Origin of the sequence: Neptuniibacter sp. PT8_73 (assembly GCF_047778045.1) — a bacterium.
Classification (GTDB): Bacteria; Pseudomonadota; Gammaproteobacteria; order Pseudomonadales; family Balneatricaceae; genus Neptuniibacter.
Map to the genome: position 1 here is coordinate 2852944 of NZ_CP180545.1, position 26156 is coordinate 2879099.

Consider the following 26156-nt stretch of genomic DNA (forward strand, 5'->3'; position numbering starts at 1 on the left):
TTGATAATAACCGAGTAATTTAGTGGGAATAATGCATTTTAATACTTGGGCTGTCCAGACTTTTCCCTGTCACGCCTCCCTTCTTTAGAAGTAAGAAAGGAGACGCTTTCCATGCATACCTATAAACAATATCGAGAATTTTTACTCTAGGCCGCACACTGCTCCGCCAATGTTTTCGCACTACAAAAATCTGTTTTACCGCTACCAAGCACTGGCACTTCAGGTACTGCATAAATTTCTAAAGGAAGCGTTAATGGAGGCATTCCACCTTCTATTAACTGATTTCTCATTTCTGAAGAATCATGCTCACCCTCAACTAGCAAAATAACTTTTTCACCTTTCTTGTCATCAGCCAAATTCACTGCCACTAATGGTAACTCAGGTGCATTCAACAACTCTCTAATTTGACCTTCAACAGAGGTTAAACTCACCATTTCTCCGCCAATTTTGGCAAAGCGACTATAACGGTCAACAATCGTTAGGAAGCCATCTTCATCGACATGCCCTTTATCACCACTACGGTACCAGCGTAGACCATCCATCTCGACGACTGCAGCTTCTGTCTTCTCTGGATTGTTAAGATAACCTTGCATGATCTGAGTACCACCAATCAAGATCAAGCCATCTTCACCTGTCGGCAGTTCTTCAAGTGTATCAGGGTCAACAATACGGAACGTTGATCCAGGTAGCGCCATGCCGACTGTTCCCGGCTTATTACCCACCTGAACAGACCACCAATCCGTATCTAATGAATCAGGCAAGTTAGTGCTAGCAACCGGTGTTGTTTCTGTCGAACCGTAGCCCTCAACGACAGGCACATGGAACTTACTTTCAAATAGATCACGTACCTTAGGATCTAGTTTCTCAGCGCCTGCAACCACAGTACGCAGTGACTGAAACATCAATGGGTGAACACGTTTATTACGCGCGTATAAGCGCATAAATGTCGACGTTGCACACATAAGCGTTGCTTTGTAACGCGCTACTCCTTTACCAATTTTTACAGCATCGGTTGGATCTGGGTGACACACAACCGGCATGTCTTCGATAAGCGGCATAAAGCAGGTCACAGTTAAACCGAATGCATGGAATAATGGCAAGGTTGCCATAATGCAGTCGTCATCTCGCACATTAAGAACATCGGCTGTCTGTCGCAGGTTGGCCATAATATTCCGATGGCTAAGCATAACCCCTTTCGGAGCGCCCTCACTTCCGGATGAAAACAAGATTGCTGCCGTATCTTCAAGCTGAGAAGGCTTGCATAACAAAGCCTGTAAAATAAAGGTCGGAGCAACGCTAACTAAACCTAGTGTAACTATCGCCTCCGCTTTACTTATTTCAGCTTTAATATCTTCCATGTATAGCACTCTGCGGCCTTCAAATAGGCTATCTAGCTCGACACCTCGCGCTTTAAGCTTTTTCACAAACTTCTTCGCCGTAACAATCGTTTTTACCTCAGCTTGCTCCAAAGCAGATTGAACAGCAGGCATAGGCGCGGTGAAGTTAAGATTTACAACAGTTTTACCTGCCATCAATGAAGCAATATTCGCAATAGCTCCGGCACTTGATGTTGGTACCAACAAACCGATATTTTTACCTTCAGTTCGGGCTATACGCTTTTTAAACAAAGCGCAGGCGGTTAATAACTTGGTTTGACTAACCGGACCACCATCAACATCTGCAATAGCGTAACCTGAACTAGACGACTTCATACTACGAACAAAGGCTTGTGGGATTGTCTCCAACGTTTGTGTGTATTGATCCCATGTATGAATCGACAGCTCGAAAACTTTTTTCTTCACTTCAGCAGCGGTACTACTGATAGGCATCTGAGCACCAAACGCCACAGTAACATCACGCTTTCCAGATTCGTTACGAATCACTTTCATTTTGTCGGTTGAGCGAGAGAAGCGGCTCCCCCACAAACCACGCATGTAGAAAGGAACAATGACACCTTTGGCATCAACACAAGCTCTTTCAAAGCCGCGCTTAAACTCACCTAGCTGACCTAAATGGCTAATAGCACCTTCAGGGAAAAGGCAAACTACTTCGCCAGCACTGATAAGTTCACCCACCTGCTCCAATGCCTGACGACTTTTACCTTTTGAGATAGGAATAACTTTATAGATATCCAAGAACCAACGCAGATACCAACGCTCATAGATACTACGCTCCATTACAAAGTGGATATGGCGTGGACAAGCCATCTGGATGATAGCCCAATCCAACCAACTTATATGGTTACCAAGCAAAAGCGTGCCTTTACCAGATTCAGGCAAATTTTCGAAACCTAAAACCTGAAGTTTGTACTTACGACGGAACAACATCATCACCAGAAGACGGATGAAAGCCTGTGGTAACGTCACAATCGCAAACACCGCTCCTGCAACACCAATTGCAGCCAAAAGAATTAGCAGCCACACACCATCAACACTGTTCCAGGCGAAGATAACTGTCATCGCAAGGAAACCAAGCATCATCAGGTTTTGAATAAAGTTACTACCTGCTAATACACGTCCACTTTCTGATTCACTGGCATGAAACTGAATCAAAGCATTCAATGGCACACACATCAGCGCACCAAACAAACCAATTGCGAAAAACACAGCGGATTGCATCCACATAGAGACAAGCTGAGGCAATAAAATTAAGCCTATGGCTACGCCGACAGCACCCACAGGGATTAACCCAACATTGATATAATGTTTAGAAAAGCGACCAACCAAGATTGAACCGAACAATATGCCCACACCCGCAAGCGCCATCGTGCCTTGAATCACAAATGTGTTGCTCTGTTGTAGATGCTCTTCTGCAAATGCAGGAAATACAGCCAACATAACTTGGCTAATAGACCAGAACAGAGACAAACCAATAATTGCAAGCCAAATCGGGCGCTTACCTTGTAGCAACTGAATGTTGTTTTTAAGCGTTTTACCTTTTAGATAGGCCGATTTATCAAATTTTGCTGTTTGATCAGTTTCACGTAACTGCGGTAATTGATATGCAAGATAGAGCTCAATCAACGCACCCGCGACTAAGACCCAACCCAATGGCGCATTTTTAATAAGGCTCTGTTCTGGCGTAATTTCGGTCAAACCTGCTAAGCGCATCTCGAAAAGTAACGAGAACACGACTATTCCACTCAGAATAGCGATCATTGTAACCGCCTGAACCCACGCATTACCTTCACTTAAATTATTTGTTCCCACCATCTCTTTGATGTAGCCATATTTAGCTGGTGAGTAGAATGCACTTTGCAAAGCAAGAATAAAGGTCAGTGCAAATGCAGGAATAAATAACCCCATGTAATAACAAGCGGTTATTAACAAGGTTATGCCAACCGCACCCCATGCCGATAATCGCATGACGTTATTCTTGGGATATTTATCGGCAAGGTAGCCAGAGGGAGTAAACAGCATAATAAATGGCAATAGGATTAAACCATTCACAACCGCAGTAAGTAAGATTTGAAGATCGCCATCATAGGCTTTAAACAGGGTATTTTGGATAACAATTTTATGCCCTAAATCCACAAATGCATTGATAAATGCAATACAGATAAAGGCAGTAAAGCCGGTTATTTTAAGTAAGTCTTTCATGCTGTTCTCCAAACCGTCCCTGTATGTTGTAAAACAGAATACAGGTAGACGTCTGCTATATCATTTACTAACGGCTGATCACAGCCAACACAGATAGCAGAAATATAAATGATCCGTCTTCTAAAACTAGGAACTACAATACAAGTAGCGATATGTAATACTTCTGGTGAGAATAGCCAAGCCATCCTCACTATCTCAAATCAAAACTATACTTCAGTGGCAACAAATACTGCTAAAGGTATACCTTAAAGTCATTGTATTAGCCTTACTTTTTAAGGCAGAATAAATTCAGGTTGATGTTATGAACGGTAAATAAAAATGATAACTTCGTTCAGTAAACCATTAAAAATCATATGCTTGTTATTATGTTCATTTCAGGCTTCTGCAATGAACGTAACCTTCATCAATCCTGGAAAACAGGGTGAAAGGTTTTGGGATATGGTTACTGAGACTATGCAAGCGGCTGCCAGTGATTTCAATATTAAACTTGAGGTCATCTACGCTGAACGCAATCGCATAGATATGGCGGCATTAGGCATTAAAGCCACTCAGCGAGAAATCCCCCCCGATTATCTGATTCTGGTTAATGAAGAACAGGCAGCTGAAAAAATCTTATTAGCAGCATCTAAAAAAAACATAAAAACTCTGATGCTACTCAGCGATTTTTTACCCAAACAAAGAGATCGTGTAGGTTTCCCCGGAGGTAAGCATCAAAACCTTCTAGGTGCCATCACCCCCGACTACTTTAATGCAGGAAAGCGTATGATGACTGCGCTATTGCACTGCGCAGAACAAAAACAACATCAGAAACCCTATCATGTTCTGGCAATTGGCGGCGATCAGCTCACACCAGCCTCGATTGGACGTAACGAAGGCGCTCTTTCTGTAATTCAACAGCAAGATGAGTTAACACTGGATCGCTTCCTATACGCTAATTGGAACCAACAAGACGCTAAACGGCTAACACTGAAATACCTGCACTGGGCGCAACAAAATAAGATAACTCCTTCTTTAATCTGGGCCGCCAATGACCCTATCGCTATCGGTGCAAAAGCAGCATTGGCAGCTCATGGCTTAACAGCAGGTAAAGATGTTTGCCTAGTAGGGCTTAACTGGTCCTCTGAAGGTCTCAAACTGGTCAAGAACGGGGAAATGCTGTTAACCGACGGAGGTCATTTCCTTGGTGGAGCGTGGTCCATGGTGTTACTACATGATTACCATCAACAACAACTCAAGGGGATTTATACCCCAATAGGAGATATTCGCTTTCAGATGCAAAGCATTGATCAAAATAACATCGATCTATACTTATCTCATCTTGGGAATGAAGAATGGAATAAAATCGATTTCACCCGCTTTTCACTTTCCAATATCAATGGATCCACCCAGTATGATTTTTCCTTAGCAAAAGTATTCAGTTCCATTACAGAGTAATAAATAAGGCCGTACATGCTATCCCATTTACGATCACTGCAAGTCAAATTACTTCTGGTACTTATACCCGGAGCGTTGATCGCCTTATTCATATCCTTTGGTTTTTCTGCATACAAAACATCTCAACTTTTTGAGCAGCAGCTTCAGGAAAAAAAAGACAGCCTTAAGAACTTACCCGCCAGTTTGGCAGAACCCCTGTGGAACTTTAATACTAAGAATCTGCAAAACATTGTTGGTTCAATGATGCTGGACCCAGACCTACTAAAAGTTGAAATACGGGATGAAAGCCTGAATCTTGTATATGAAAAACAATCTGATGAACTGGGACAGGTGGATACGGCCTTTACTCTAGAAGCCCCTATCATCTACAGCAATGCCCACATTACCCAGCAAGCCGGAACCATGATAATCATGGTTGGTAATACCCGGTTACAAGCCAACCAGCAACGCGTCTTAAACGAAACCCTGATCACCCTATTAGTCATGATCATCTCACTGCTAACCACCGTATGGCTCATTTATTTTAAATTGCTGGGCGGGCCTATACAGGCAATACTGCAGGCGATAAAAAGTAGCAAAGGCGATGCTCTTTTCGTAAAGGTACAACACACGTCTAATGATGAATTAGGTGAAATTGCCAGTGCATTTAACAATATGCAAAGTAATATTGAGGAGCATCACCTTCGTCTTAAAAAAAGTGAGTTACACCTACGAACCTTATACCACTCTACACCGTCTCTAATTTTCAGTTTTGATCAGAAAGGCATCATCAAAGATGCCAGTGATTATTTCCTGCAAAATCTGGGCTACGATCGGACAGAAATAGTCGGTCATTTGTTAAGCCATCTGCTCTATGATCAAAAAGATGCTTTGCAAATAAAAGACCGCATCCAAACCTTGTGGTTGGATGGCCAGTTAACCGAATACCCAATAAATATCAAAACTAAGTCAGGACAAAAAATGGAAGTCCTGATGGATGCAACGCTTTCTGCCAGCGACTCCTATCCAGGAGCATTAGCCGTCATGACCGATGTCACCAGCTTGAATCAAGCAAGGTGTGAATTGGAATATCAAGCAAATACTGATGCCCTATCTGGCATAGCAAATCGCAACCAATTCCAAAAGTATCTGCAATCACTGTTTGAAAAGAGGCAAGAATGCCAAACGCCTTTTGCCCTGTTTTTTATAGACTTAGATCACTTTAAATCAGTCAACGATACCTTCGGTCATCAAGTCGGAGACGAACTAATATGCGCTGCAACCAAACGAATTAGCTCTCAATTACGCAACGACGACCACATCGCTCGCTTAGGTGGGGATGAATTTGCCGTAATACTGAAAAATCTCACTTCCACTGAAAAAGCTGAAGAAATAGCTAGCCGGATAGTAAGTAAAGTGGAAGAAAGCTTTCATTTAGCAGCGAGTGATATCTATATCTCTGCTTCAGTGGGAATTGCTATGTTCCCTGGCGATGCCGATAACCCAACCAAATTAGTACAAAATGCAGACATCGCTATGTACCGTGCTAAGGAGAGTGGACGTTGTCGCTATGCCTTCTACACACAAGAACATAATCAGCATATTCAGCAAAGGGCAAAAATAGAAGGGTTATTACGTAGAGCGATTGATGATCAATTACTGGAGCTTCATTATCAACCTATCATCGATCTTAATAGCGCAAAAATCACTGGTGCTGAGGCATTATTGAGACTTCGCTGCGGAACAGAGTTGATCCCCCCCAGCGACTTTATTCCTGTTGCCGAAGAAACCGGTTTGATCGTCCCGATTGGAGAGTGGTGTATACGGCAAGCCTGCCAGCAACAGGCTCAATGGCGCGATAAATTAAAACCAAATTTTTACTTGTCTGTTAATGTATCAATACAGCAATTCCAGTCCAGCCAGTTTATTAACTGTATCCAAACATCCATCAAGCAAAACAACATACCTCCATCAAAACTATTAATTGAGATCACAGAAAGTTTGTTACTACTTGATAATCAAGCTAATCAGCGAATATTCGAAGAGCTTGGTTCAATTGGCTGTAAAATTGCCATAGATGATTTTGGCACTGGTTTTTCGGCCTTAAGTTATCTGATGAAGTTTCCACTTGATGCGCTAAAAATAGATCGCTCTTTTATCAACAATTGCACTGATAAAGGGGCTTACAGCGGACTAGTCGAAGCAATTATTCAGATGAGTAAAAGTATGCAGTTAGAAGTTATTGCCGAAGGCATTGAAACCCAAGAACAATTAACTGCTTTACGCCAGATTGAAAGTAAAGTTTACGCTCAAGGTTACTACTTTTCTAAACCGCTAAACCCACAGATATTTGAAAAACGCTGGACCTCCCTTCAACAAGAGGCCCAGGAAAAAATTTCTCTATAACACAAAAGTTATTAGCGTTTACCTTGATTCCTTAGCGACGGCTTAAGTAAACACCACACTCAAGATGATCGGTATAAGGAAACTGATCAAAAATCGCAAAACGTTGCAACTCATGAGTTTGCGTGATGACTTTTAAGTTCTCAGCCAATGTATCTGGGTTACAAGAGATATAAAGAATATTGTCATACTCTTGAACTTGTTTAACCGTATCATCATCTAGACCAGAGCGAGGGGGATCAACTAGGACCGTTGTGAAGTTACACTCTTTCAAACCAAGGTCTTTGGTACGTCGTTTTTCCACTGCACCACTTAATACTTGAGAAAATTCTTCTGAGCTAATGCGGACTACATCAACGTTATCTATATTGTTCTCTTCAATATTAAACTGTGCCGCTCGTACAGATGTCTTAGAGATTTCAGTCGCTACAACTCGTCTGAAATTTTGCGCCATAGGCAGGGTAAAGTTGCCGTTACCACAATAGAGTTCAACCATATCTCCGCCCGCATTTTGCGTAGTATCTAATGCCCAGGAGATCATATGACGACACACTTCGCCGTTTGGTTGAGAGAAACTGTTTTCGACCTGCTTGTAGATATAATCGCGACCATTAATATCAAGCTTCTCGATGACAAAATCTTGATCTAATAAGATTTTAGTTTTACGAGAGCGGCCAATCAGCTGAATGTTATATTTTTCTTTCAATTCACGCGCAGCTTCCGTCCATGATTCATCGATTGGACGATGGTAAAGCAAAGTCACGAGTAGCTCGCCGCTTAACGTACTTAGAAAATCGATCTGAAACAGTTTTCTGCGCAACACTTCATTCGGGCGAATATCTTCAAGAAGGTTAAACATCACCTCCTCGATTCGTTTAGACACCATTGGGCAGTGATCTATACGGATACGGGCGTGCTTATTACCCTTTTCAAACATCACATAGTAAAGGTCATCATCTTCATGCCAAACACGAAATTCGCAACGCATGCGATAATGACTCTTTGGTGACTCAAACACCTCTATCTCTGGCAAATTAAAATCAGCAAACTGCTCAGCAGTCGCTGCTTTTTTAACCGCTAATTGCGCTTGATACTTTTCGGGTTCAACAACAGAGATAGACATTCATGCCTCAAACAAAGAACTTAAAACAGAGAAAAGGGGGATAAATCCCCCTTATTAAAGACGCATATTCTAACAGGATGCTAAGTCAGGCAAAACTACTCTTAACTCCACCACAACCTGGGTGAGAAAATTTATATCGACTCGCCAATTGCTGCCAATGATTTACCTTATCTTCCAAGCCTAGACGTTCTAAATAGTGATAACTCAAACGGCTAGAAATCTGGCACCCCAGTACATTGGTTACATTCGGTAAGATGGCATCCGCTACATGTACAGCTGTTAGCGCAGAGAAATCATCTGATTTACTCGACGCAGGAAAATGATGAAAGAGAACAGTTTCAATAACAGCCGGAGAAATATTCCAAAGAGAGAGCAAATAAGCCCCTGCTTCTGTATGACTAACACCCATACGCATTTTTTCAACAGCATATAAAGGCTGGTTCAGATCAGTCGCCTCCTGCATTACCTTCTGATAATTCTCAGGGTCATGAGTGGCGAAAATCAACATACCAAAATCTTGTAAAAGTGCAGCTAAGAATGCTTGATCCGTCACAACCGGTGACGCTTTTACTGTACGACAGATCTCCCGGGCTAAACCAGCAACCAGAACAGAGCGATCTCGAATATGATCAAAAGCGAAACTACTCCAACGACCATCTTGAGGAAAATGTTCGAACACTTTATTGGTTAAGACCAAGTCACGAACTTCTCTCACACCGAGTAAAGCAACGGCTTCCTGTAAACTGCTTATGTTTCTTTCCAATACAAAGCAAGCAGAATTAACCAGCTGTAGGATTTTTGCCGCCATCGCCATATCTTTTTCAATGATAGTAGCAATAGTTCGAGCATTACTTTTTGAAGATGATAGAGCTTCATTAAGCTCCACATAGATATCTGGCAATGAGGGTAAAGTTTTGACGCTTCCTACCAACTCTCTGACTTTGTCTTGCCCTAAAATGCGTTGTGCTCTTGCACTTTCCGAAATCCCCTCACCTAATAAAGCCGGTTCAATGTCTAATGGATAGAGACGATGGCAGCACTCAGAAAAGGCTACACGCTTGGCAATACTCATCGGTTTATAAAGACCAATACGCATAGCGCCAGGCTGTACATCAATCAGCGTTTTAATCTGGGCTAATTCTTCTTCTGAATTAATAATACCCAAGTGAAAAAGAATGATGGAATAAGGCTGTTCTTGGGCTGATTGGAGCAATTGCCCCCAATCTGAAACCAAGGTTACAGCGTAATCGAAATTTCCTTTTAACTTACTTAAAAAAGTATCAGCATCCGCTGCATCAGAACAAAGAAACAGAGCCTGATTAAGCCCTGTATTATGAGTAAGCATAAATTCACTTTTGGCTGAACACAAAATATAAATACAATATTGCGCTCGTAAGAAGTTAATTCTCCCTTAACCAACACCGCCTGCTAAAACTCCATGTGTCCCTGCAGACCGAACAGTCGCATAGCTTACTTAAGTATGATCATTTTTCCTAATTTTTGTAGGGTTAAAGAAATATTTACACAAAACCCACTTGAGCTTGGTACTCAGCAGTTATGAGTTGCCAACGAGCTAACTCAGGCTCCATTCCGATTTGTTCGATATAACTCATACTCAAACGGCTGGACATATCGCAACCTACAACACTCGTCGCGGCTGGCAGCAGAGCATCGGCAACATGTACAGCTGTTAAAGGTGTAAAGCCTGCCGCTGCGTTAGCTTTTGGAAAATGATGGAAAAGTACTGCCTCAATAACTCTTGGAGGTAAGTTCCATAATGCCAGTAAGTAAGCACCTGCTTCGGCATGGGTTACACCCAGCTCTAACTTTTCAATAGCATAAACAGGCTGTTCCATCAGTGCAGCCTTACTTATGACACGGTGATATTCACCCGGGTTATGACTTGCCAATACCAAAATACCAAAGTCGTGCAATAACCCGGCTAAAAACGCTTGTGCTTGAACATGTCGATCTGCTTTCGCTGCCCGAGCAATGTGCTGAGCTGCACGCGCAACAGCCATAGAACGTTGGTGAATCTGTTTAAAGGAGAAGCTCTTCCAATCATCTGTTTGTGGATAAGACTCAAATAGATGAGACGTTAATACCAAATCTCGGATCATTCTTACCCCGAGAATAGTAACAGCCTCATGAATCCGGTTAATTTCTCGACTTAAACCAAAATAAGCTGAGTTCACTAACTGCATGATTTTGGCTGCCATGACTGGGTCTTGCTCAATAATTTTGGCTATTTCTCGAGCATTAGAACGATCCGAACTTAAGCAATTATTTAACTGTTCATAAACATCCGGCAAAACGGGAAGTGCTTTTAACGAGGTAATGTAATCTCTGACAACCGGTTTATTAATTAAACCGGTCACATGCAGACTGTTATATATATCATCAACCAGATCTTGCGGATTACAATCGATCGGTAACGCATGATGGGCTAGTTCTGAAGCCCTTGCTGCTTGTAAAGGGGTAAGTGGGCCTGAGATAACAACACGAATAATACCAGGATGTTTATCTACAACTGTTTGTAAAACATCTAAGCCTTGGGACGGGTTAGTTCCCAAGGGAAATACCAAGATATTTGCTGAGGATTTTTCTAGTGCTGGCAATAACTGTTCAACACTATCAACTGTAATTGTTTCCCATTCAGCAATATCTGCGACAGCAGTCCCTAATTTTAAACTTTCAGGGCACAACTCACAGAATACAGCTTGGTTATCAACTGCAGTGTTAGTTACTCGCGCATCCATATCAATACCTTCTGAACTTAGTGGTCGTCCGTGACTGATGTACATTCTACCATTCTAGGTCTAGTTTGGTATTTGCTTATTGTCCAGAAATGAAACAACTGTATTAAAACTATTCAAATAAAAACTTAATTTGCTCATTATCTATTAATTTTACGCAAGCACCGCTCTGATATTTACTCCCCCAAATTTGCTTACAAACAAATAAGTGATCTTCATCCAATAGCGAGTTTTTAACTGTTCATAAAATCAGCCAAAGCGCGTAGAATCTGCGGTCTATTTTTTAATGATTTTAGGTTTTCAGGCAGATCATGACTGACAGCAAACGCAAAATTCTTGTAACCAGCGCACTTCCTTATGCCAATGGCCCTATCCACCTTGGCCATTTAGTGGAATACATCCAGACTGATATCTGGGTTCGCTTTCAGAAGCAACGTGGTCATCAATGTACATATGTTTGTGCTGATGATGCTCACGGAACGCCAATCATGCTTAAAGCGGATCAAATGGGTATTTCACCGCAAGAATTGATCGATAAAGTAAGCGAAGAGCACCAGCGTGACTTCTCTGGCTTTATGGTTGGTTTTGATAACTATCACTCTACCCATTCTCCTGAAAACCAGCACTTCTCCTCTAAGATCTACACGGCTTTGCGTGATGGCGGTCATATCGCTAAAAAGACTATCACTCAGGCGTATGATCCTGAAAAAGAGATGTTTCTTCCTGATCGTTTCGTTAAGGGCGATTGCCCTAAATGCGGCGAACCAGATCAGTATGGCGATTCCTGTGAAAAATGTGGTGCTACTTACAGCCCTGTTGAACTGAAAAATGCATACTCAGCTGTTTCTGGTGCGAAACCAATTGAGAAAGAGTCTGAGCACTACTTCTTCAAATTAGGTGATTTCGAATCGTTCCTACGTAACTGGGTAGATAACCACGTTCAGGAACAGATGATTCATAAACTGAATGAGTGGTTTGAATCAGGCCTACAAAACTGGGATATCTCCCGTGATGCACCATACTGGGGTTTCGAAATTCCAGATGCTCCGGGCAAATACTTCTACGTATGGCTTGATGCACCTATCGGTTACATGGCCAGCTTTAAAAACTGGTGTGATAAGAACGGTGTCGACTTTGATGAGTACTGGTCTGAGTCTTCGGAAACTGAGCTTTATCACTTTATCGGTAAAGACATCGCTTACTTCCACACCCTATTCTGGCCAGCAATGCTAGAAGGTGCAGGCTTCCGTAAGCCAACAGGCGTATTCTGTCACGGATTCTTAACCGTTGACGGTCAAAAGATGTCCAAGTCTCGCGGCACGTTTATCATGGCTGAGACCTACCTGAAACATCTACGCCCTGAATACCTACGCTACTACTTTGCAGCTAAGTTAAGTTCAGGCATCGATGATATCGACCTTAACCTTGAAGACTTCCGTATGCGTGTAAACGCGGACTTGGTCAACAAAGTTATCAACATCGCTTCTCGCTGTGCTGGCTTTATCAAGAAGAAATTCGATGGCGAAATGGCACAAGAGCTATCTGAACCAGCGCTATACCAAGAAGCTGTAGCTTCAGGTGAAAGCATCGCTAACGCATACGAGAACCGCGAATTCGGTAAAGCGATGCGTGAAATTATGGCGCTTGCTGATAAAGCTAACCAATACATCGATAACGCAGAACCTTGGGTGCTTGCTAAACAAGAAGGTCAAGAACAAGCGGTTCAAGATTGCTGTTCTATGGGCATCAACTTATTCCGTGTTATTCTGACTTATCTTGCGCCTGTACTTCCGCAAGTAGCTGAAGAAGCGCAAGCTTTCCTAAATGTTGAGAACATGGCGTGGGATGCTATCGAGGCACCTCTACTTAACCACAAGATCAACAAATTCAAACCGTTGATGCAGCGTGTTGAAGAAGAGAAAGTAAACGCAATTATCGACGAGACTAAAGAAGTCTTGGCCGCACTTGCCGCAGTGACAGAGCAAAGCGCAAAAGCTGAAGCAGGCCCGTTGGCTGATGAGCCAATTGCCGACACAATTGAGTTCCCGGACTTTGCAAAGGTTGATCTACGTGTTGTACGCATTGCCAAAGCAGAACATGTAAAAGGTGCGAATAAGCTTCTACAGCTCACACTAGATCTAGGCGGTGAAACGCGTAATGTCTTTGCAGGCATTAAATCCGCGTATGCTCCTGAAGATCTAGAAGGCAAACTAACAGTGATGGTTGCTAACTTAGCGCCTAGAAAGATGAAATTCGGTGTTTCCGAAGGGATGGTTCTAGCAGCAGGCCCAGGTGGTGAAGATCTATGGATCCTCAACCCTGACGACGGCGCGCAACCAGGTATGCGCATTAAGTAATTCGCGAAGGGGCAGATTTTCTGCCCCTTTTTTATTCCAGTTTTAAAAGATCGTTCTCGCCTTTAATAGTCCACCCCCTCTTCAAACTGTATCCATTCACAACAGCACATTAGCAGCGAAATGCTTTCTCATAGAAATTAATGGGTTATATTTCAAAGCAAGAAGGTCTATGCTGTTGGATAAGGTCTTTTGCAAAACAACAATACTTGGCTAATACCCCTTAGATACCGACGATTTTTTTCAGGAGCAAATATGCCGTATAACGAAGAGATCATGCAAGAATTGAACGTATTAAATATGTTTAACCTAGATACAACGCAAGAAGGTATTAAAGTTCATTCATCCGCAAAACCAGAGATTATCTCAGCGACACAGCGCCTATTTGATAAAGGTTTAGTCACACAAACCGACGGTGGATATTTAACGCCATTAGGGCACGACGCAGCTGAAAACAGCCAAACGCTATTGACCATTCTGCTCACTGAAAGTCGCTTATAGTTGACATAAATAAAGGGCCTCTCGGCCCTTTATTTTTTTGAGAAAATAGCTCACAGACCAGCATCTGGATGAGTCGCTATAAAGTGCTCCATTACTCTACGTAGTACAGCTGCATGTTCCTCATCGCCATGCCTTTCAGCTTTAGTAATATCATCTAAGATGATCCGCTTAATTCTCTGCTCACCTTGATGCTCGACCAGATAATTGCCCATCGCCATCGCAATGATCGGATCAACATGTTCATGTTCAGCAATTGCATCTACTTCGTCTGCAGTTAGACCACTCATCTCTAAACATTCTTTATAAGTTAACATAACACCCTCATCCCTTATTTAGGCTAGTAAGTTCACTCTCGATGCGAACCCATTCTGAAACCGTTTTATCTATTTTGAGTGTAAGTTAAATTAGCCATAGCATTCCGTTTGAACATATAAAGATCGACCCTAGCTGATTGAGATCAAACTATTGCAAAAATTAAGCAGCACTCTAATATCCACCAGCAGACAACACCTGAATTAAAGGCATAAATATGACCCTGAATGAATTTCTGCAGCAACTGGGAAATAACGAGCAACTAGATTTTGAAGATACAATTCAAGTAATCGCTGATAACTATGAATTTTCCCCAACTGCTTTCACTAACGGTGACGTACGTAACGAAGTAGGACAAAACGAAGGTAGCTGTAAGATATTCGCTTTCGCACAGCTAAACAGTTTGGATCAAGAAAAAACGCTTCGCTGCTTCGGCCGTTTCTACCAAGATGTATTAAATACACCTGAAGGTGATGATCACGGTAATATCCGTAACTTCATGCAAACAGGCTGGGAAGGTATTAGCTTTGATGGTATTGCTCTAACTGCAAAGTAATGACAAAGCTATAAAAGTATAAAAGCCGGTATTCAATGAATACCGGCTTTTTTGTAGATCACATAAAACTAAGATACAGGTTTAAGCAAGACTGTCGTCAGCAACTTTGTATTTCGGATCTTCAATCACATTTACTTCAACCAGATTACCCGCTTTTTTCATTAGCGCACGGCACTCTGGACTTAGATGACGTAGGTGAAGCTCTTTACCTGCTTTTTCATACCGCTCAGCTAAAGAATCAATTGCTTCGATACCTGAATGATCCATAACTCGGCAATTCGCAAAATCGACGATCACCTCAGGTGGATCCATCTTGGGATTAAACTGATCACGGAATGTCTGAATTGATGCAAAGAATAGCGGGCCGTTAGGCTGATAAACCTTAGTGTCGTACTCTTCACGTACTTCAAAGGCCATATTACTTGCGTGTTTCCAAGCAAATACTAGCGCTGAAATAATCACACCAACAATTACTGCAACTGCTAGGTCTTGCCATACAGTCACACCTGTTACCGCAATAACAACAATCAGATCAGAACGAGGAATTTTGCCCCATAAACGCAGACTCGCCCACTCAAAAGTGCCAATTACTACGATAAACATAACACCGACAAGGGCCGCCACCGGAATAATTTCGATCAAGTTTGAGCCAACCAAAATAAAAGCCAGAAGGAATAGCGCCGCAGAGATACCCGAAGCACGGCCTAATCCGCCCGAGTTGATGTTAATCATACTCTGACCGATCATGGCACAACCGCCCATACCGCCAAAGAAACCAGTCGCTACGTTAGCAACACCTTGGCCAATACACTCTTTGTTGCCTCGACCACGCGTTTCAGTGATCTCGTCAATCAAGGTCAAAGTTAGTAGAGACTCAATCAAACCGATCGCAGCTAAGATCAACGCATAAGGAACGATAATCTTAAGGGTTTCCAAATTGATTGGAACCATCGGAATATGGAACTCTGGGAAGCCACCAGCGATAGTTGCTGCGGGGTTACCCGTCATATCTGCAAGTACATCTTGTACCGTACGAGCATCTAGGTCTAGACCTATCACCAATAACGTTACTGTGACAATCGCAGCAAGCGAGGAAGGAATAATTCGCGTGATCTTAGGTAAGAAGTGAATAATTGCCATAGTTAAGGCAATCAATCCCAGCATTAGCATCATCTGCTCACCCTGCAGCCACTGCAGGTTACCTTCAGCGTCAGAGAACTGGAACTGTTTCATCTGAGCAAGGAAAATAACGATTGCCAAGCCATTTACAAAACCAAGCATTACCGGATGAGGTACTAAACGGATAAACTTGCCCAAGCGGAAGATACCAGCCAAAATCTGGAATACCCCCATTAACACGACGGTGGCGAAGAGATATTCAACCCCATGCATTGCCACAAGGCTAACCATCACTACCGCCAAAGCACCAGTAGCACCAGAAATCATACCTGGTCGCCCACCAATAGTGGCGGTAATCAGTCCGACCATAAACGCTGCATATAAGCCAACTAATGGCTCAACACCAGCAACAAACGCAAAAGCTACAGCTTCAGGTACCAGCGCCAAAGCCACTGTCAAACCTGAAAGTAGGTCGCTTTTTAGCGATTGTGTCTTAGACACAAGCAATTGGATCATTTATCACCTCGGGTAGACACTGGTTCTTTTTTGACCAGACCGTGTAAAAGCGCGCGAGTATATCAAAAGCAATGGCTAATTTCAGGAATCAAGGACGAATAATCCCTAATAGTTTTTTTCGTAGTAAAGAAATGTTCGCGGATGCAATATCGGCAGCTAATTTTGAAAGCTCTGGAAGATCTTTAACTTCTTGAATATCAATCAATTCAGAGAGATTTTTCCATGCATAAGGCAATCTATCGCAATGCGACATCATACCGCCATCTTTATCTGTAGCCAGATACCTTACCCGACCAATGCCCGCAGCGAGTATTCGGGCACAACACATAGGACAAGGTTCTAAGGATGTCAGTAACATGAGGCCTGATCTAGCAGAATAATTTGGATATACACGTTCAAACTCATCGATCACGCACATCTCAGCATGGGCAGAAGAATTAAAACCTATAGAGAAAACCTGATTGCCCGCTTCCGCCAAGATATCGCCTTCTCGACTTATCAGTAGAGCCCCAACACCATAATTACCCTTATCAGAGGCATCCATCGCCAATTGGCAACAACGTAGCGCCCAACCTTCCATGCCACATCTGTATTCATGGCTATAAGTGGCTAAACGTATCCTTAAATTATCGATGTTTACTTCACTATCAGACATATCGGCCCTAGGCATATCCATCTGCAGAATTATGTTACCTAGTATGGATTAAATCAGAGCAAAAGGTCTAATTAAGCAAGGTCGAGTAGATTTAATTGCTTAGGTTGCTGATCTAGCAAAGGTTTTAATTTATAACCGACACCAAGTAATCGCACAGGCCGCCCTCCTCGGTTAAATGCATCAATCAACAGTTGGCGAAAATGAGCTAAATCGGGGATGGCGACGGCATGCTCAGCCGTAGTTTGGATGAAATCAAAAAATTTAACCTTTACGATCACGCCTGAAATTTGTTTATCCTTGCCGTGCTTTTCAAACCTTTCTGCTAACTCCTCTAATAAGGCCGGCAGTTTATCTAAACAAGCTTCCACATCACCCAGATCATTTGCATAAGTATGCTCAACACTGATCGATTTTCTAATCCGGCTGGTCTGTACAGGTCTATCATCAATGCCTCTAGCGAGCTCAAACAAACGCTTACCAAATATTCCAAAGCGCTCAACCAACTCAGCTAAAGAGCGTTTTCGAAGATCTAAACAGGTCGAAATACCCATCGAACCGAGTTTTTCCGCGGTTTTCTTACCCACCCCAGAAATCTTATCTACCGATAAGTCATCTAAAAATTCGGTTATTTGAGCAGGTTGGACGACATATAAACCATCAGGCTTATTCCAATCACTGGCAATTTTGGCAATAAATTTATTCGGGGCAACACCTGCAGAGATAGTAATACCAACCGTTTCTTTAACCCTATGACGGATCTCTTCGGCAATATAAGTTGCACTTCCCTGACACAATTCTGTGCCAGAGACATCCAAGAAAGCCTCATCAAGAGATAACGGCTCAATGATATCGGTATAATCTCGAAAGATATCCATAATCTGTCGAGAAGCTTCACGGTACTTATCCATGTTGCCATGTAAGACGGTGAGATCAGGGCACAATTTAAGTGCCTGAGCGGTCGCCATAGCCGAACGCACCCCATATTCACGGGCAGGATAATTACAGGTTGCGATGACCCCACGACGGGAGGGGTCACCACCAATCGCCATAGGTATTTGCTTCAGTGCTGGGTTATCTCTCATCTCAACCGCAGCAAAAAAGCAATCACAGTCACAATGAATAATTTTTCGTTGCATAAAAACAAATACTGTTTATTTATACAGTTATATTATTTTCATTTCATCGAAAAATCAAAATTCTTTGCTAAGCTGAAGATTAAAGGCTTTAGGAATTCTGGGTAGCTCTCTCTCTTCCTCTATTCAACTACCCAGAATTCCTCCTTAAACTAAACCCGAGAATTCTCATGGATAACGATCCTCACGGTTCCAACACCCGTTCAGGGAAAGACAGGCGAGAACTCAAGGACAGGCGAGCAGAAATCAGGTTTGAACCAGACAATCCTGATAGGCGGCAATGTAGTGGTCGTAGAAAAGAAGATGGCGACCTTTGGACCAAAGCAATGAAAGAAAATGACACTGGGGGCGACTAACACTCTGTCATAAAACCGTAAAACGATCGTCAAAGGTTGGTCATACTCCCTCTATATATTTTTACGTTATGAACATACGTGAAAATACTTCCCAGCCAGAGTCGCCTGTTCTAAATGTAGAACAAGCGGTTATTAATAAATTTCCTGACTTTGACGCTAAACCTACACCTTTTAAGCGTTCAGCGCTTCATATGCTGCGCAAGTTGGTTCATGAAAAAGAGATCAATACCTTCTTAGCCAAAAACAAAGATGCCCATGGTTTTGAATTTATTGATCGGGTCTTGGATTACTTCAACTTTGGTTACAGCATCAGTAATCATGATCGGGCCAACATCCCCTCGTCTGGACGAGTAGTGATCATTGCTAATCACCCACTTGGTGCACTCGATGGTTTATCACTGCTAAAACTGGTTGGTGAAGTTCGTAGAGATGTAAAAATTGTCGCTAACGATGTTTTAATGAACTTTGACCCTATCAGCAATCTATTCCTGCCTGTTGATAACTTAAAAGGGAATACACGTAAGAAAAACATCGAGGGTATTGTTGATGCCCTACGACAAGAACAAGCTGTAATAGTCTTCCCTGCCGGTGAAGTTTCACGTGCAGGGATTACAGGTATAAAAGACGATAAATGGAACAGTGGTTTTCTACGTATTGCTCGCAAAGCCAATGCGCCAATCCTTCCGGTGTTTATTGGTGGTAAGAACTCACCGCTTTTCTATAGTGTCTCTTATCTTAATAAGAACTTCTCTACCATCATGCTGGCCCGAGAGATGTTCAAACAATACTCAGTGACGATCAAGATAAAAGTTGGCGAAGCTATTCCATATAGCCAAATCGATGCCGTACCAGTATCCACAGCAGAAAAAACTAAGCTGCTTAAAAAGCATCTTTACAGAATCGCCAAAAATAAGAAGCCGCTTTTTATCACAGAGAAAACCATCGCACACCCTCAAGACCGCCAAAGCATCAAACAAGAACTGCGCGATGCTGAACTACTCGGCGAAACCGCTGACGGCAAGAAGATCTACTTATTCGACTTTATTAAAGATTCTGCAGTGATGCATGAACTTGGTCGTTTAAGAGAGATAGCCTTCCGCTGTGTTGGTGAAGGCACTGGCGCAAAAAAAGATCTCGATCACTATGATCAGTACTACCGCCACATCATCCTCTGGGATGAAGAAGAGCTGGAAATTGTTGGGGCTTACCGATTAGCAGAAGCTGCTAAGCTGAAAGAGCAACCTGAAAAGACGCTCTACAGCAGCGATCTGTTCCAATATAACAATGATATGCAGCCCTATTTCTCACAAGGTATCGAACTCGGTCGTAGTTTTGTACAACCGAAATATTGGGGCAAACGTAGCTTAGATTATCTCTGGTATGGGATTGGTGCATACCTTCGTAAACACCCCGAAATTCGATATATGTTTGGCCCAGTCAGCCTAAGCAATAATTATCCTAAGGCTGCTAAAGATATGTTGGTTTGGTTTTATCGTCATTACTTTGAAGATAGCGAGAACCTCGCTAGCTCCGTTTCCCCATATGGAATTGATGAAATTACTGAAGAACATATGAGAAGCCTCTTCGATGGAAACAGTTACAAAAGTGACTTCAGTATCCTAAAAGAGCAATTAGAGTTTATGGGTGTAAACGTCCCAACGCTGTATAAACAATATAGTGATCTGTGTACCGAAGGTGGCGTTCGTTTCCTAGGTTTCGGTGTCGATCCTGACTTTAACTACTGTATCGATGGGTTGGTTTTAGTTGATATAAACTACGTTAAAGAAAAGAAATATAAACGCTATATTGGTGAGTAATAGAAAGCCTGAGTAGTTTCGTTTACGCTCTATAAACTTTAAAGGTGTAAACCACAATTAAGCGTCTAAATTCGGCTATCGACCGGCCTTTAGGTCATCAGGCCTAATCCAATAGCGACTATTGGTAACAGGTGTATCTCTCGGAAGCAAAGGATTGCTGATCGCGATGATATTTTTTTCACCCCACTGAGTTAATGGGAATAACGTAGACGTAATAGGATGTGTCTCAAGTAGTTGGTCAAACTCTCCTGAATTAATGGCCCTTTCCAGCCCTAGCTCCAATCGTTTCGCTAACTCGATATTGCCTTTGCGGACAAAGAAGTACATTGGAAATGGATAATAAACAATCGTGTCAGAGAACAAGCGTAGATTAGGATATTTCTCACGACGAGCTGTTAACTCTGGACCCCCCTCGTGAATACCCCGAGGAAAAAAATCGCAACGCCCTGCTGCTAGCTGACCAAACATAAGTTCATATATTGGCCCTCGCCTTACAGCAATCCCTGCACTTTCCAAAATATCAGAATCGGGCCAATGTCTTCCTTGGCAAGCGGTGTACTTTCTCAAATCCTCTAGGCTTCTTATTTCTTGGAAGTTAGACCTAGAATCTTCACGGATAATACTGAGTCGATAACCTAGCAAGCCCTTCAAGAGAGGAATTCTAATAGCGGTGAACTCTTCCTCGCGAACAATAGAGGTACCCGCCCAATAGACATCTATGATCTCTCCTCTTTTCAATTCGTAAAAAGCTCGGCCCTGCTCCATCCTAACAACATGCGACACATTACTGTGGCCGTACTCAGAAGAGGTGTTGTCTAACATCATCTGTAGCAAAGTCACAAAATAGTTATGACTAACATCAAAATCAGATTGAGGTGGGATTGTACGTAACTCCGTAGACGCAAAACTTGCGGAGCAATAAAGATTTCCAATGGATACCGTAGCAAATATTAAAATCTGACTTAAAAACTTTTGTAGAGATACCCGCATCCTACACAACTCTCTCAAAAATCTACTCAGTAAAATCCAAAGGCTTAACTTTGATGGTTTAAAACTAAGTCTAGCTGGATAAATAAAAAAAACCGCTTAGTAGAAGCTACTAAGCGGTTTTTAGTTGGATTAAAGCTAAAGAATTGAAGTTACTTTTGCGTAGGAGCTTTTACATCCATCTCAGTATTCAATTCAATACCCTGAGGCTTAAGGTTTAACGCCAATTTAACTTTCATATCCATATTTTTAAGCGTTTCCATCTGCTCAGTGAGTTCTGGGTCAGCAGCCATCTCCATAACTGGCAACAACGGCGTTAGCATCTTTTTATAGTCCATTGAGAAATTCAACAATCCATTACCCGAGATCTGTTCTGAACCCAACGTATCTGCAAGAGCCTTACCACTTTCACCTGCGAAGATAACCAAGTGCTGACCTTTAAGAGCTAGCATAGGCTTAACGTTTACTTCAGGAGGCATTGGGACCATAGTCGACAGATCAATAGCAGAACCATCTGCTGGTAACTGGATAGCCGCTAGAGGCGGAGCAAAAGACTTCGCCATATCAAACAGTACTTTTGGATTGTCGGCAGACAAAGATACAATCCCTTGCAAAGACTCAAGCTGAGGAGCAAAACCTTCAGTCTTCAAGCTAAAGTCTTGAATTGCAGCACCTACACCTTTGACACCTTGAGCCATACCGGTAAACATCGCTAAAGCTGCTGGGTTAGCTTGTTGAACACCCGCTTGCATCTCAGCTAATGGCGCACATTTATAGGTAGGTTCTAGCATATTGCTCCAAATAGAAGACAAACCAGTACCTAGCTTATTGGCATCAAGGCCTACACCCAAACCAAATACCTGAGCATCATTTAGGTATGATGGGATATAACCTTGAAGAGAAGCTAGCGCGTCCATCACGACTTTATTCTTGCTTTCAACAACTGTTGAAACACGCATAAAGCTGCGCTCTGGTGTGATTTGAATATCATCAGCGCTACGAGCACCGATTACAGTACGTGGCCAATTAGCCGCAATAGCAGCCATTTCAGACTGACATTCAGGATTACGCACATCAGCCAAACCATCAGGTTCCCCTTCCGCAGTCATAGCTTGAGTCAACATGCTTGCCAATGTATTACCGTTTTCAGTGGTAAATGCGGTCACTAGCTGCTGATGATCGATGTAAGAGATATAGTTCTTAATAAAGCCATGCTGCGTTGCTATCTGCTCGACAGTACCAGCCTGTTGTAGCGACTGCGCTGGTTCTGCCTGAGCTAAAGCAATATCAATTGTTTTAGCATCATTTACATGCGTATTGATGGTCCAAGTAGCCCAACCATCTTCGAAGGCGACAAGTACTTCGAACTTCTCACCCTTTTCATTATTTTCTAGTGTGTAAGCACGGTATTGTAATTCGCCAGAAGTGCGCAGTTCATGTTTAAAACCACTGTCTTGCTCTGCTTTGTCTAACGCAGCCCATAAACCTTGGGCATCTGTTACTTCATAGCGAATAACTGGAATAAAGCCTACTGCGTAGACATACATTCTCAACTCATCTGGCAAACCAAATGTTTTTTGGAACTCTGCAGGTGAACCCGCCGCTTCAAAGTAAGCTTTAATCAGACTGGAAAAGAAACGTTTTTTCGGGTCTGTTTCATCGTCTAATGCATCTAGCAGCTCCTGAGGCGCTTTTGCCTGAAGTGAACTTGTAGACTGGAGATAATTTTTAAGCGGAAATGGTTCTAACTGGCCTGAAAAGAAAACCGTGTCGGCAGGCACATATGCCAATGGAGATTTAGACGTGGCGGTAATACCACCATCTTGTTGGGTTAGGATGTAGCCAACTGCACCGGCTGCTACAACGGCACCGGCTATAATGACATTACGCACCTTACAAAACTCCTTTTATAAATTTTTTTAGATCTTAACTGAACTGATTCAAACTGTCGTTAGTCTCAGAGGAAAATAGGAATAATTCTTACTAAGAATTAGAGTAAGCATCTGATATAGATAGTTTTTGTAATAGGTTTAACATTTTTGACTACAAGATTGGCTTCATATGAAGAAAGATAAGGACCTAGCAACAGTCTCCTCTAAGAAAGAACTGGATGAATTCATTCAGCTTGCCAATGAGCTCGCGCCCATAAACGCTGATGCTCAGGGACGTATCTTATTCGCCTTAGATGCAACAGCCAGTCGCCAAGCGACATGGGATCATGCCTGTCATCTGCAAAACCAGATGTTTTCAGCTACCAGCGAAGTCGGAAACCTTGCCGTTATGCTTTGTTATTTTCGGGGTTATCAAGAATTCCATCATAGCCAATGGATCAATCAACCTGCTCAACTCAGCCAAATAATGGAGAGGGTCTCTTGTTCCGCTGGTCATACTCAAATACAGAAGGTACTTCAATTAGGTATAAACGAAACGCGAAAACAAGAAGTCAAAGCGATTATCTATATCGGCGATAGTCAGGAGGAAAGTACCGATAAGCTGACTTCTCTCGCTGGCCAACTGGGGTTACTCAAAACACCCGTCTTTATTTTTCAGGAAGGGGCTGACTGTCGTGCAAGGCAAGCATTTACCGCTATAGCTCATCTATCAGGAGGCGCTTATCACCACTTCGATCATCATAGTTCAGAATTGTTAAAGCAACTTTTGATTGCCGTTGCGATTTATGCCAGCCAAGGTAAACCAGCATTTAAACGCTATATCGAAAATAAAGGGTACGCAGCAAAACATCTACTTGAGCAGTTACGGTAACATAGACAACTTAGTCATTGTGAATTGTTAGAATCAGTAAAGGTACAATGTGAATCCAATTAGTTTAGTAGTGTTAGCCGGATTAGGTTTTCTGGTTTTCTTTTGGCTGAAGACACTTAAACCGGCAACACGCTCACGAGCAGTTATCGCTATTATTTTAGTCATTGCCTCAACATTCGTTCTGTTGATGGCTTTGACGGGGCGCCTTCACTGGATTGCAGCCGTGGCAGCAGGGTTATTACCCTTTGCCCGTAGGCTCTTTCCTCTATTTATTCGCTTTCTCCCTTTCTTCAATTACTTGTATAAAAAACGAAAGAGCCAAGCGAGCTCAGGCAACGTTTCGAAAGTGGAAACAAAAATTTTGTCTATGCGTTTAGATCATGATTCAGGCGTGATGTATGGCACAGTTAAGCAAGGACCGCTGCAAGGAAAAGAACTAGGCGACTTAAGCGAGCAAGAGTTTATGCAATTGCTGCAATACTGCCGTGAGCATGATGGAGAATCGACTCGTTTATTAACAACCTACTTAGATAAGCGTTTTGGCGATAGTTGGCGCGAAGATGATATCCCGCATAACGACAGTTCTAATACTCACTCCCATTATGGGACGATGAGCCGCCAAGAAGCATTCGATATTTTAGGTATCTCACCTAATAGCAGTAAAGAAGAGATTATCGCCGCGCACCGTAAGTTAATGCAGAAGGTGCACCCAGACCGCGGTGGTAGCGATTATCTTGCAGCACAGATAAATCAGGCCAAAGATGTTCTGATTAACGATTAAATTTTCGATACAGACGTTCGGGACCGGCTCTTTCTAACCGGAACCCTGAATGTCCAAATGTAGGACTATACCCCTTAAGCAGCAAACCGCCCTTTTTATCTTTCTCAAATATTAGAATTTCATTATCTTCGCGGCCGTCAATATCTACAAAATGAATAACAACTCGGCCATTTTTCATCAACTGCCAAGAGCCCTTTTGAACAATTAACGGCTGACGATTACGATAATCTTGAGTCAAAACCGCTTGATGATCACTCGATAACTCTAAAGAAATATAACGCCCTTGCGACCTTAATCCGGGTAGCTCGACTCCATATAAGCCAGGTAGTGTTCTGAGATCCAACTTTCCTTGCCTAGCACAGCCTTCATAGACCGTTCCATTTAACACCATTTGAGCAGTAAATTCATATTCGATTCCATAGCGATCCTTACAACTTAAACGCTCAATTTTTAAAGTAAGGCTATGATTTCTTATGCCCTTTAACTCACTATCCCACTCTGTACTGCCACCCAATTGAATAGGGTCGTTTAACGGAAACACGAGTTGTTTCAGACGATCATATCTTTTCACATGTATACCATCATCACGAACATCCGCTATCCATAATGGCCGATCACCGGCAGCGCGATATTCATTACCAGGCAGTTCATAACTACAAGTTGATTGATTACCACCAATCAAATGTACCTGATAAACCTTCCAAGGCTCACCAGGCGCTATATGAGAGCCACTCATCTCTGCATAAAAAGCTGGCTCCATGGAATTATCCAGTTTTCGCTTCAATCGGCCGGTATAATCATTGATCGACTCACGTTTGTTAACATAGCAGGGCTTAAAACTGAGCCCTTGGTCTGTCATATAAACGACACCACGGCGGAACAAAGGACCTTCTTCAGAACTGAGTTCTGAAGGCTTTTTCTGGCAACCCGTTAGCGTGGTGACCGTAAAAAAAACTGCAAAAAAAGGAAGAAATGAGAAGTATTTACCGGTTATCATATTAACTATTGCGAG

19 protein-coding genes are annotated in these 26156 nt (G+C 42.5%); 8 read left to right on the forward strand and 11 right to left on the reverse strand.

Annotation, left to right across the window (positions count from 1 at the left end; all coding sequences use genetic code 11):
• Positions 1 to 146 precede the first annotated feature (146 nt).
• Entirely contained in the window at positions 147 to 3599 is a 3453-nt protein-coding gene (locus ACMXYN_RS12840; protein WP_415892158.1) for an acyl-[ACP]--phospholipid O-acyltransferase, read from the reverse strand.
• A gap of 318 nt (positions 3600 to 3917) precedes the next feature.
• Between ACMXYN_RS12840 and ACMXYN_RS12845 the strand changes: the two genes are divergently transcribed.
• Together ACMXYN_RS12845 and ACMXYN_RS12850 are read left to right on the forward strand one after the other, a co-directional pair.
• The gene (locus ACMXYN_RS12845; protein WP_415892159.1) at positions 3918 to 5033 is read left to right on the forward strand and encodes an ABC transporter substrate-binding protein; all 1116 of its coding nucleotides are present in this window, start codon (positions 3918 to 3920) and stop codon (positions 5031 to 5033) included.
• A 15-nt stretch (positions 5034 to 5048) separates the two neighbouring features.
• Positions 5049 to 7418 carry an EAL domain-containing protein gene (locus tag ACMXYN_RS12850; protein ID WP_415892160.1) on the forward strand — a complete coding sequence of 790 codons (2370 nt, stop codon included), beginning with the start codon at positions 5049 to 5051 and terminating at the stop codon, positions 7416 to 7418.
• Between the two features lie 31 nt (positions 7419 to 7449).
• On the opposite strand, the gene trmA is transcribed toward ACMXYN_RS12850, so the two are convergent.
• The 3 genes from trmA to ACMXYN_RS12865 form a co-directional block, all read right to left on the reverse strand.
• Positions 7450 to 8538 (reverse strand): tRNA (uridine(54)-C5)-methyltransferase TrmA, encoded by a 1089-nt coding sequence (gene trmA, locus ACMXYN_RS12855; protein WP_415892161.1) that lies wholly within the window; start codon positions 8536 to 8538, stop codon positions 7450 to 7452.
• An 85-nt stretch (positions 8539 to 8623) separates the two neighbouring features.
• The gene (locus ACMXYN_RS12860; protein WP_415892162.1) at positions 8624 to 9883 is read right to left on the reverse strand and encodes an HDOD domain-containing protein; all 1260 of its coding nucleotides are present in this window, start codon (positions 9881 to 9883) and stop codon (positions 8624 to 8626) included.
• 175 nt (positions 9884 to 10058) lie between these two features.
• Positions 10059 to 11342, reverse strand: a complete 1284-nt coding sequence (locus ACMXYN_RS12865) for an HDOD domain-containing protein (protein ID WP_415892163.1) — start codon at positions 11340 to 11342, stop codon at positions 10059 to 10061.
• 263 nt (positions 11343 to 11605) lie between these two features.
• On the opposite strand from ACMXYN_RS12865, the gene metG reads away from it, so the two are divergent.
• Complete coding sequence (gene metG / locus ACMXYN_RS12870) at positions 11606 to 13651, forward strand: methionine--tRNA ligase (RefSeq protein WP_415892164.1); 2046 nt, start codon at positions 11606 to 11608, stop codon at positions 13649 to 13651.
• Between the two features lie 252 nt (positions 13652 to 13903).
• Positions 13904 to 14149, forward strand: a complete 246-nt coding sequence (locus tag ACMXYN_RS12875) for a TIGR02647 family protein (RefSeq protein WP_415892165.1) — start codon at positions 13904 to 13906, stop codon at positions 14147 to 14149.
• Positions 14150 to 14199: 50 nt separating this feature from the next.
• On the opposite strand, the gene ACMXYN_RS12880 is transcribed toward ACMXYN_RS12875, so the two are convergent.
• Complete coding sequence (locus ACMXYN_RS12880; protein WP_415892166.1) at positions 14200 to 14463, reverse strand: hypothetical protein; 264 nt, start codon at positions 14461 to 14463, stop codon at positions 14200 to 14202.
• A gap of 215 nt (positions 14464 to 14678) precedes the next feature.
• On the opposite strand from ACMXYN_RS12880, the gene ACMXYN_RS12885 reads away from it, so the two are divergent.
• Complete coding sequence (locus tag ACMXYN_RS12885) at positions 14679 to 15017, forward strand: HopJ type III effector protein (RefSeq protein ID WP_415892167.1); 339 nt, start codon at positions 14679 to 14681, stop codon at positions 15015 to 15017.
• A gap of 81 nt (positions 15018 to 15098) precedes the next feature.
• Here ACMXYN_RS12885 and ACMXYN_RS12890 read toward each other — a convergent pair whose 3' ends face one another.
• From ACMXYN_RS12890 to dinB, 3 genes are all read right to left on the reverse strand, one after another.
• Entirely contained in the window at positions 15099 to 16652 is a 1554-nt protein-coding gene (locus tag ACMXYN_RS12890; protein WP_415892168.1) for a SulP family inorganic anion transporter, read from the reverse strand.
• An 88-nt stretch (positions 16653 to 16740) separates the two neighbouring features.
• On the reverse strand, positions 16741 to 17307 hold the full coding sequence (locus ACMXYN_RS12895; RefSeq protein ID WP_415892169.1) for a nucleoside deaminase: 567 nt from the start codon (positions 17305 to 17307) through the stop codon (positions 16741 to 16743).
• Between the two features lie 71 nt (positions 17308 to 17378).
• Positions 17379 to 18443, reverse strand: a complete 1065-nt coding sequence (gene dinB / locus ACMXYN_RS12900; RefSeq protein ID WP_415892170.1) for a DNA polymerase IV — start codon at positions 18441 to 18443, stop codon at positions 17379 to 17381.
• Between the two features lie 421 nt (positions 18444 to 18864).
• On the opposite strand from dinB, the gene ACMXYN_RS12905 reads away from it, so the two are divergent.
• Positions 18865 to 20613 (forward strand): lysophospholipid acyltransferase family protein, encoded by a 1749-nt coding sequence (locus ACMXYN_RS12905; RefSeq protein WP_415892171.1) that lies wholly within the window; start codon positions 18865 to 18867, stop codon positions 20611 to 20613.
• Between the two features lie 75 nt (positions 20614 to 20688).
• Here the strand turns inward: ACMXYN_RS12905 and ACMXYN_RS12910 are convergent, their stop codons facing one another.
• Both ACMXYN_RS12910 and ACMXYN_RS12915 read right to left on the reverse strand, forming a co-directional pair.
• Positions 20689 to 21438, reverse strand: a complete 750-nt coding sequence (locus ACMXYN_RS12910) for a substrate-binding periplasmic protein (RefSeq protein ID WP_415892172.1) — start codon at positions 21436 to 21438, stop codon at positions 20689 to 20691.
• Positions 21439 to 21752: 314 nt separating this feature from the next.
• Positions 21753 to 23492 carry a hypothetical protein gene (locus ACMXYN_RS12915; RefSeq protein WP_415892173.1) on the reverse strand — a complete coding sequence of 580 codons (1740 nt, stop codon included), beginning with the start codon at positions 23490 to 23492 and terminating at the stop codon, positions 21753 to 21755.
• Between the two features lie 169 nt (positions 23493 to 23661).
• On the opposite strand from ACMXYN_RS12915, the gene ACMXYN_RS12920 reads away from it, so the two are divergent.
• Together ACMXYN_RS12920 and ACMXYN_RS12925 are read left to right on the forward strand one after the other, a co-directional pair.
• A complete protein-coding gene (locus tag ACMXYN_RS12920; protein WP_415892174.1) occupies positions 23662 to 24363 on the forward strand; it encodes a VWA domain-containing protein in 702 nt (233 codons plus the stop codon).
• A 49-nt stretch (positions 24364 to 24412) separates the two neighbouring features.
• Positions 24413 to 25144: a DnaJ domain-containing protein gene (locus tag ACMXYN_RS12925; protein ID WP_415892175.1), complete on the forward strand. Its 732-nt coding sequence runs from the start codon at positions 24413 to 24415 to the stop codon at positions 25142 to 25144.
• Here the strand turns inward: ACMXYN_RS12925 and ACMXYN_RS12930 are convergent.
• A complete protein-coding gene (locus ACMXYN_RS12930) occupies positions 25134 to 26141 on the reverse strand; it encodes a hypothetical protein (RefSeq protein WP_415892176.1) in 1008 nt (335 codons plus the stop codon). The two genes, ACMXYN_RS12925 and ACMXYN_RS12930, sit on opposite strands and share 11 nt — an antisense overlap.
• Between the last annotated feature and the right edge of the window lie 15 nt (positions 26142 to 26156).

Bases quoted from the DNA above. Each gene is read 5' to 3' on its own strand.
- ACMXYN_RS12895 (WP_415892169.1), bottom strand. From the start codon at position 17,307: ATGTCTGATAGTGAAGTAAACATCGATAATTTAAGGATACGTTTAGCC.
- ACMXYN_RS12880 (WP_415892166.1), bottom strand. From the start codon at position 14,463: ATGTTAACTTATAAAGAATGTTTAGAGATGAGTGGTCTAACTGCAGAC.
- ACMXYN_RS12845 (WP_415892159.1), top strand. From the start codon at position 3,918: ATGATAACTTCGTTCAGTAAACCATTAAAAATCATATGCTTGTTATTA.
- ACMXYN_RS12890 (WP_415892168.1), bottom strand. From the start codon at position 16,652: ATGATCCAATTGCTTGTGTCTAAGACACAATCGCTAAAAAGCGACCTA.
- ACMXYN_RS12860 (WP_415892162.1), bottom strand. From the start codon at position 9,883: ATGCTTACTCATAATACAGGGCTTAATCAGGCTCTGTTTCTTTGTTCT.
- ACMXYN_RS12910 (WP_415892172.1), bottom strand. From the start codon at position 21,438: ATGATGTTAGACAACACCTCTTCTGAGTACGGCCACAGTAATGTGTCG.
- dinB (WP_415892170.1), bottom strand. From the start codon at position 18,443: ATGCAACGAAAAATTATTCATTGTGACTGTGATTGCTTTTTTGCTGCG.
- ACMXYN_RS12885 (WP_415892167.1), top strand. From the start codon at position 14,679: ATGACCCTGAATGAATTTCTGCAGCAACTGGGAAATAACGAGCAACTA.
- ACMXYN_RS12850 (WP_415892160.1), top strand. From the start codon at position 5,049: ATGCTATCCCATTTACGATCACTGCAAGTCAAATTACTTCTGGTACTT.
- trmA (WP_415892161.1), bottom strand. From the start codon at position 8,538: ATGTCTATCTCTGTTGTTGAACCCGAAAAGTATCAAGCGCAATTAGCG.
- ACMXYN_RS12920 (WP_415892174.1), top strand. From the start codon at position 23,662: ATGAAGAAAGATAAGGACCTAGCAACAGTCTCCTCTAAGAAAGAACTG.
- ACMXYN_RS12930 (WP_415892176.1), bottom strand. From the start codon at position 26,141: ATGATAACCGGTAAATACTTCTCATTTCTTCCTTTTTTTGCAGTTTTT.
- metG (WP_415892164.1), top strand. From the start codon at position 11,606: ATGACTGACAGCAAACGCAAAATTCTTGTAACCAGCGCACTTCCTTAT.
- ACMXYN_RS12875 (WP_415892165.1), top strand. From the start codon at position 13,904: ATGCCGTATAACGAAGAGATCATGCAAGAATTGAACGTATTAAATATG.
- ACMXYN_RS12840 (WP_415892158.1), bottom strand. From the start codon at position 3,599: ATGAAAGACTTACTTAAAATAACCGGCTTTACTGCCTTTATCTGTATT.
- ACMXYN_RS12905 (WP_415892171.1), top strand. From the start codon at position 18,865: ATGAACATACGTGAAAATACTTCCCAGCCAGAGTCGCCTGTTCTAAAT.
- ACMXYN_RS12865 (WP_415892163.1), bottom strand. From the start codon at position 11,342: ATGTACATCAGTCACGGACGACCACTAAGTTCAGAAGGTATTGATATG.